Source organism: Arthrobacter sp. TB 23, assembly GCF_000294595.1.
Lineage (GTDB): Bacteria > Actinomycetota > Actinomycetes > Actinomycetales > Micrococcaceae > Arthrobacter_D.
Genome location: NZ_ALPM01000063.1, coordinates 36,665 through 43,178, shown reverse-complemented (window position 1 = coordinate 43,178; position 6,514 = coordinate 36,665). Strand labels below are relative to the sequence as shown.

Annotated in this window: 6 protein-coding genes and 1 pseudogene (1 of these 7 only partly in view); all 7 read right to left on the bottom strand. The window is 65.8% G+C overall.

Annotated elements, in window-relative coordinates; all coding sequences use genetic code 11:
• Positions 1-1,414, bottom strand: a pseudogene (locus B384_RS18370) (DEAD/DEAH box helicase); it reaches 1,413 nt to the left of the window's first position.
• 55 nt (positions 1,415-1,469) lie between these two features.
• Positions 1,470-2,255, bottom strand: a complete 786-nt coding sequence (gene tatC / locus B384_RS0108650; protein WP_019482719.1) for a twin-arginine translocase subunit TatC — start codon at positions 2,253-2,255, stop codon at positions 1,470-1,472.
• 60 nt (positions 2,256-2,315) lie between these two features.
• Positions 2,316-2,615 (bottom strand): Sec-independent protein translocase subunit TatA, encoded by a 300-nt coding sequence (gene tatA / locus B384_RS18365; protein WP_019482718.1) that lies wholly within the window; start codon positions 2,613-2,615, stop codon positions 2,316-2,318.
• Between the two features lie 63 nt (positions 2,616-2,678).
• On the bottom strand, positions 2,679-3,017 hold the full coding sequence (locus B384_RS0108640; protein ID WP_026041066.1) for a hypothetical protein: 339 nt from the start codon (positions 3,015-3,017) through the stop codon (positions 2,679-2,681).
• A 61-nt stretch (positions 3,018-3,078) separates the two neighbouring features.
• A complete protein-coding gene (locus B384_RS0108635) occupies positions 3,079-5,052 on the bottom strand; it encodes a helix-turn-helix transcriptional regulator (RefSeq protein WP_019482716.1) in 1,974 nt (657 codons plus the stop codon).
• Between the two features lie 75 nt (positions 5,053-5,127).
• Positions 5,128-5,523: an FKBP-type peptidyl-prolyl cis-trans isomerase gene (locus tag B384_RS0108630; RefSeq protein WP_019482715.1), complete on the bottom strand. Its 396-nt coding sequence runs from the start codon at positions 5,521-5,523 to the stop codon at positions 5,128-5,130.
• Positions 5,524-5,565: 42 nt separating this feature from the next.
• Positions 5,566-6,492: an FKBP-type peptidyl-prolyl cis-trans isomerase gene (locus tag B384_RS18360; protein ID WP_162148043.1), complete on the bottom strand. Its 927-nt coding sequence runs from the start codon at positions 6,490-6,492 to the stop codon at positions 5,566-5,568.
• Positions 6,493-6,514: the final 22 nt, after the last annotated feature.

Genomic DNA, 6,514 nt, shown 5'->3' with positions numbered 1-6,514 from the left:
CGGCTCCCGGGTCCGTCCCCGGCTGCCACAGTACGACGGCGTGCCCTTCCACATCAATGCCGCGTCGGCCAGCCCGCCCCGTCAGCTGGGTGTACTCCCCCGCTGTGACGTTGACGTGCGCCTCGCCGTTGAATTTGTCCAACTTTTCCAGCACCACCGAACGGGCTGGCATGTTGACGCCGAGGGCCAGGGTCTCGGTCGCGAACACCGCCTTCACCAGTCCCAGCGCAAAGAGTTTCTCCACCACTTCCTTGAAGGTGGGAAGCATCCCGGCGTGGTGGGCTGAGAAGCCCCTGATCAGGCCCTCCCGCCACTCCCAGAAACCGAGGACGGCCAGGTCCTCGGGCGGCAGGTCCACCGCCGCTTCGTCGACCCGCTGGCTGATGATTTCGCGTTCCGGTTCGGTGGTGAGCCACAGGCCGGCGTCGAGGCACTGGCTGACCGCCGCCTCACACCCGTTGCGGGAGAAGATGAACGTGATGGCTGGCAGGAGACCGTCCCGGTCCAGGGCACTGATCACCTGTGGCCGGGTGGCACGCCTGACCCGTGACGCTGCCGCTGGCGGCCGCTTCGCGGGCCCACGGCCCCGCCGTGACCCGCCGCCCGCTCCCCACCCGGCACGCTGGTTGAGCCGGGTCTCCGAACTGGCGAGTTCAAGGAGTTCAGGGTTGACCTCGTACCGGTCCTCGGCTCCCGCATCCGGACCGGCGGGTGCGGCCTCGTCGAAGGCCACGTCGCCGGCGAAGAGGTCGAGGAGGTTCTGTCCCACCATGACGTGCTGCCAGAGGGGAACCGGTCGATGCTCCGAGACCACCACATCGGTCTGGCCGCGCACCGTATCCAGCCACGCGCCAAACTCCTCAGCATTTGAGACTGTCGCGCTCAGGGAGACCAGCCGCACCTCCGAGGGCAGGTGGATAATTACTTCCTCCCAGACGGCGCCCCTGAAGCGGTCGGCGAGGTAATGCACCTCGTCCATCACCACGTAGCCGAGGTCGTCGAGGGTGTCCGAGTTCGCATACAGCATGTTCCGCAACACCTCGGTGGTCATCACCACCACGGCGGCGTCAGGGTTGATTGACGTGTCGCCGGTGAGCAGCCCAACCCGGTCTGCCCCATACACCGCGCAGAGCTCGGAATACTTCTGGTTGCTCAGCGCCTTGATCGGGGTGGTGTAGAACGCTTTCAGGCCCTTCTCGAGGGCCAGGTAGACGGCGAACTCTCCCACCACAGTTTTCCCGGCTCCCGTGGGCGCCGCCACGAGCACCCCGCGGCCGGCCTCGAGACAGACGCAGGCGTCCCGCTGGAATGGGTCGAGGTCGAACCCCAGGGTCTGCTCGAACTGAAACAGTGAAGTGGTGGTGTGTGCGGTACGCGCCCGTGCTAGCTGGTACCGCTCGGCGGGGGAGGTCATACGATCTAGCCTAATCTCTCCCGGCTCGTCACCTGGCAACCAGTCGGGGCGGACGTCAGAGTCCGTCCAGGTCGGATGCTGTGTCGGCGCTGGCCTCCACCTCGGCGTCCTGGGCGGCCCGCCGGCGATCGCGGCGTTTGTCGTTGAGCAGGCACAGCATGATGGCAATGAAGAACAACACCAGCATGGGTGCCGCCAGGTAGAGCATGCCGAGGGCGTCGCCGCCCGGTGCGGCCATCGCCGCGAAGACGCAGATCAGGAAGACGGTGATCCGCCAGGCCTTGAGGATTTGTTTGCCGGTGAGGATCCCCACCAGATTCAATCCGAACAGGACCACCGGCAAAAGGAAGGCGATGCCGAACGCCAGCATCAGGCGCAGCACGAACGTGATGTAGGCAGTCACCAGGATGATGTTCGAGAACCCGCTGGGGGTGAAGTCGGTGAGGACCCGCACCGCGTTCGGCAACACCAGCCAGGAGAGGTAGATGCCGGCCAGGAACAGGGGAACGGCGACGGCGATGAAGGAGAGCGCCACGCGGCGCTCCTTGGTCTTCAGCCCGGGGGTGATGAAGGCCCAGAACTGGTAGAGCCAGACGGGGCTGGCCAGGATGATTCCGATGAAGACCGAGACCTGAACCAGGAGGTCGAATGGTGACGCGACCCCGTCGAAGTTCAGGACGGCTTCCCTGCCCTCCCTGGCGTTGAGGTCCAGGATGGGTTCGGAGAGAGCTGTGAGGACCGGGTTGTAGATGAAGAAACCAACAACGGTGGCCACCACCAGTGCAATGCCCGATTTGATCAGCCGGTTTCGGGCCTCTTTCAGGTGCTCCCCGAGGGCCATCCGACCCTCGGGGTTGGATTTGCGGCTCCTGCCGCTCACCTTTGGCACCGCCCGCTTACCCTAGGGTGTGCGGGAGGTCGGATCGGCTGACCCTGGTGGATTGTGCTGTCCAGGTGCGGCTGTCCCGGTCTGCTCCGGCTGGTCGGTGGCGGTGTGCGCCGGAGGAACAATGCGTCCTTCAACCGGGGAACCCGGTTCGGATGCGTCGTTCGGGTTGTCGTCCTTCATCTGCTTCACCTCGGACTTGAAAATCCGCAGCGACTGGCCAACACTGCGGGCCAGTCCGGGCAGCTTCGGGGCACCGAAGAGCAGCAGGGCGACGACAATGATGGCAACTAGTGCCCAACCTTCAGGTCTCATAATGAAATCCTTTCATAGTTCTCAACCGGGGTGACGCTGGTAGGTGATGCCCCGGTCGGGGTGTCACACGTGGGGGAGGTCTCGAAGGCTTACCGGCTGTCCGCGGCCAACCCTGCGCCGAATCCGGCGTTCCCGGCGGTAGGCGACCCGCAGTGCCTTGGCCTCGGCGCCTTCGTCCCGGACCGTTCCCGGATCCCTGAAGACCGCGATGCTGGGCTCCCTTACGGCTCCGTCCGCGCTGGTGGGCGGGTTGGTCGTCCGGTCCAGCACCTCGCTGGCGTGCTCAACCTCTTTGAGGAGGGCCTTGACCTTCCGGAACAGGAAGTAACCGAGCGCGGCCAGTACCAACAGGGTCAGCGCCAGCAGGGCCACCCAAATCACAATCCACGTCCACCAAGGCATACCCCCAAGTCTAAGGGAGCCGGGACGGCAGCGGGGACAGCTGGACCCGCCTCGACCGAGGTCAGGGACGGTTCGCCAGGGCCGCAGCCAACCACACCGAGCACTCGCGTCGAAGTGACTCGGGACCGGCGACAGCGGCAGCTCCCCCCAACCTGCTGATAAGGCCAGGAATCCACCCCGTGGTGGCCACCCTGATTTCCGCAGCAAGGCGGCCGTCAGCGAGTTCCTGGGTTCGCTCGGCGGCGTAGTGTTCAGCCACCCATCGGGCCGGCGGGTGCAGCAGCAAGGTGACAAGCTCATCGCCGGGCGTTGGCCGGAACAGGACGCCGTCGTCGCCGTCGACTTCGGGCTGCCGCCCGGCGTCCACCGGATCAGTGGTGAGTCTGACGGCCTGCATCCGGTCGAGGCGGAAGTTCCGGACCGACCGGGCGCTGGTGCACCACGCCTCGAGGTACCAGCTATCGTGCCGGGAAAATGCCCGGATCGGTTCGACGGTGCGCTGGGTAACCTCGTCCCGTGTGGGCACCAGATAGGTCAGTTCCAGGCGGACTTGGGACCGGAGGGCTTCCTGGACGGTTTCAAGGGTTGACCCGACCGCTTCCTCGGTCAGGGTCGCGGCGATGGCACTGCCCGCACGGCCGGCGTCGCCGGCCGCCTGTGTGAGCTTGGCGTGGGCGGTGGCTGCCGCTGAGCCCGGGTCCAGTCCCGGTAGCCGCCGGAGGGTATCCAGGCCGACGATGAGGGTGCAGGCCTCATCAAGGTTCAGGCGGAGCGGTTCGGCCAGGTTGTCGGCATTGCTGAGGAAGATCCGGTCCTCGTCGAGGCTGACTTCGATCAGCCCATCCGGGTAGTAGCGGGGGCCGCTGACAAACAGGAGCTCGAGGTCGGCGGCCAGGTGCGTGCGGGTAACGCCAAAGTGGGCGGCCGTCTCATCCATGTCCGCGCCGGGATGATCGAGCAGGTACGGGACCAGGTCGAGGAGGCGGCGCAAATGAGCATCAGCCGAGGTCTTGGGGCGGGCCGGTCGGCGCGCTGCCTTGGTGAACTCGAGGTCAGGGAACGGCCCGTTCTGGGTAGCGGCGGCCTGGGTGAGCTGCTCCCCCGTCAGGGCCACCAGCTCCGGTGGTGCGATCGCCCGCGCCCGCGGGCCGAAGGCTGCAATATCGGCTGCGGTTTCGCCAGTGTCACCGTACGGAAACCGGAGCAGGTCCCAGCCGTCGCTGGCACCGTCGCTCTGCGCACCGCGTCGGGTACGCAACAGGTGGCAGGTGTCGGGCCGGACAGCGACCACCGCTTCGAACGGCTCGTGGGCCCGGTCGAGGGAGGCCAGCGAGGCAAGCATCGTGAAATCTTCGGGGACGTCAAAGGATCCATCGAGCAGGACTGGCGCGGTGGTGATGCGGGAGAGCCTGAAATACCGCTCCTCACCCCGGTCAAGGTCACGGCCAACCACATACCAGTGCCCGTAGCGGCTACCCATGCCCCAGGGCTGAAGCTGTCGCTGTTCCTCCCTGCCGGTGCTCGCCGCGCGATAGCCGAACGAGATTGGCCGGCGGGAGGTGGTGGCGCGCCAGACCTCATCCCAGTGCGGTTCGTTGGTGCGGATGCGCGGTTCCACGAGCATGGCGGCTGCGTCCTCGCGGGCAGCACCGCGATCCTGGAGCTTCCGCAGCGCCCGGGCGGCGGCCGAGTCGAGGGTGGCGACATCCCACATCCCGGCGGCGAGGGTCAGCGCAACAGACTCCTCGGCGGTGAAGGTGACCGCCGGGAGACGGTATTCGGCGGCGTCGATCCGGTAACGCCGAATCGAGTTGTCGTGGTCGAACGCCGGGTCGTCGCTGAACGACTGGACGGGGATGCCCTGTTCACGCAGCATGGCCTTGTCCCGGTCGAAGAGCTTTTCCCGGGCGGCGGGGGTGGGCGCCCCACCGTAAAGCTCTATTTCGTGGAACAGTTCCTCTTTGGAGTAGCCACGCTGGGTGGAGAGCAGCAGCATGACCAGGGAGAGAAGGCGTTCGGTTCGTTTAGCTGACACGTTGGAAAGAGTACCCGCATGAGGAGGGCCGGAGCACACTGCGCCCCGGCCCTCATCATGACGTGCGTGTCCTGGTTAGCGCAGACCCATCAGGTCGACGACGAAGATGAGGGACTCACCGGGGGCGATCGCTCCACCAGCGCCACGGTCCCCGTAGGCCAGATTGGCGGGGATCTCCAGCCGGCGGCGGCCGCCAACCTTCATTCCGAGGAGGCCCTGATCCCAGCCCTGGATGACCTGGCCAATGCCGACCTTGAAGTCGAGTGGTGCACCGCGGTTCCAGGACGAGTCGAATTCCTCGCCGGTGGAAAAGGCAACGCCGACGTAGTGGGCGGAGACGGTGTCGCCAGCCTTGGCTTCCTCGCCGGAGCCCTCAATCAGGTCGGAGATGACCAGTTCGGTAGGTACGTCGGTGCCGGGAAACTCAATTTCGGGCTTGGTGCGGGCGGTGCCGTTGGATCCGATAGACATATTTCTCCTCTAAGTGGTGGTGGTTGGCGGGGGCGGCCGGAACTACTCGGCCGTCACCTTTTCGACGATTTCTACGTAGAACGCCAGGGTGCCGGAGGGGCGTCCCTCCGGGGCAGGATCCCCGTAGCCCATCGGTGCGGGGATGACGAGCAGGACTTTGCTGCCGACCGTCTGGCCGGCCAGTCCCTTGGTCCAGCCCTCGATGACGCCGGAAAGCGGGAACTCGATCGGCTCGCCACCGGGGTAGCTGGAGTCGAACTGCTCTCCGTCCTCCCAGCGCCACCCGGCATAGTTGGCAGCGATGGTGTCTTCTTCGGTGATCACTTCACCGTCGCCGGCTTCGAGAACCTTGATGACCAGGTCATCTGAGGGTTCGTTGTCGGGAATCTCGATGACAGGTGCGTCGTCGTCGTCAAACGTGAAGGTGGGAAGCTGGCCGTCGGCGTCGAGCTCTTCAACGGCTTCGGGGCTGAGCACCTCGGGCACCGGTGGTGCTGCCTCGGCACTGAGTACCTGCATCACAATCAGCTGCTGGGGCTCCTGGCCTTCGATCACATTGGTGTAGGCGATCTGCGACCCGATGGTGGTGCCCACCAGCACTTCGTAGAGTTCAGGGTCGTCTTCCTGCAGTTTCTCGATCAGGTCGAGGGTCTGCGGCTCGGCGGAATAGGTGTCGCCGAGGACTGAGCCGTCCTCGGCGTTCAGACCCACCAGGTGGAAGGAGACGCGGTCGCCGTCGGCGATTGGCTCGCCGTCGCCGGCGGTGATCGTGGCAGCGGCGGGGCCGGTCACGTCCAGCGGTGATTCGAAGGTCACCTCGGGAGCTTCCTCATCGGAGCCGCCCTCAACCCGGACGGATTCAAGGATCGCGGCGTCACCGGCGGTCTTCAGTTCAGCGTCGCCGGTATCACCGCCGCAGGCGGACAGCACTAACAGGACGGGCAGAGCAAGGGTGAGAGCTTTTCGCACGGTGCTTCTTTCGCAGGTGATC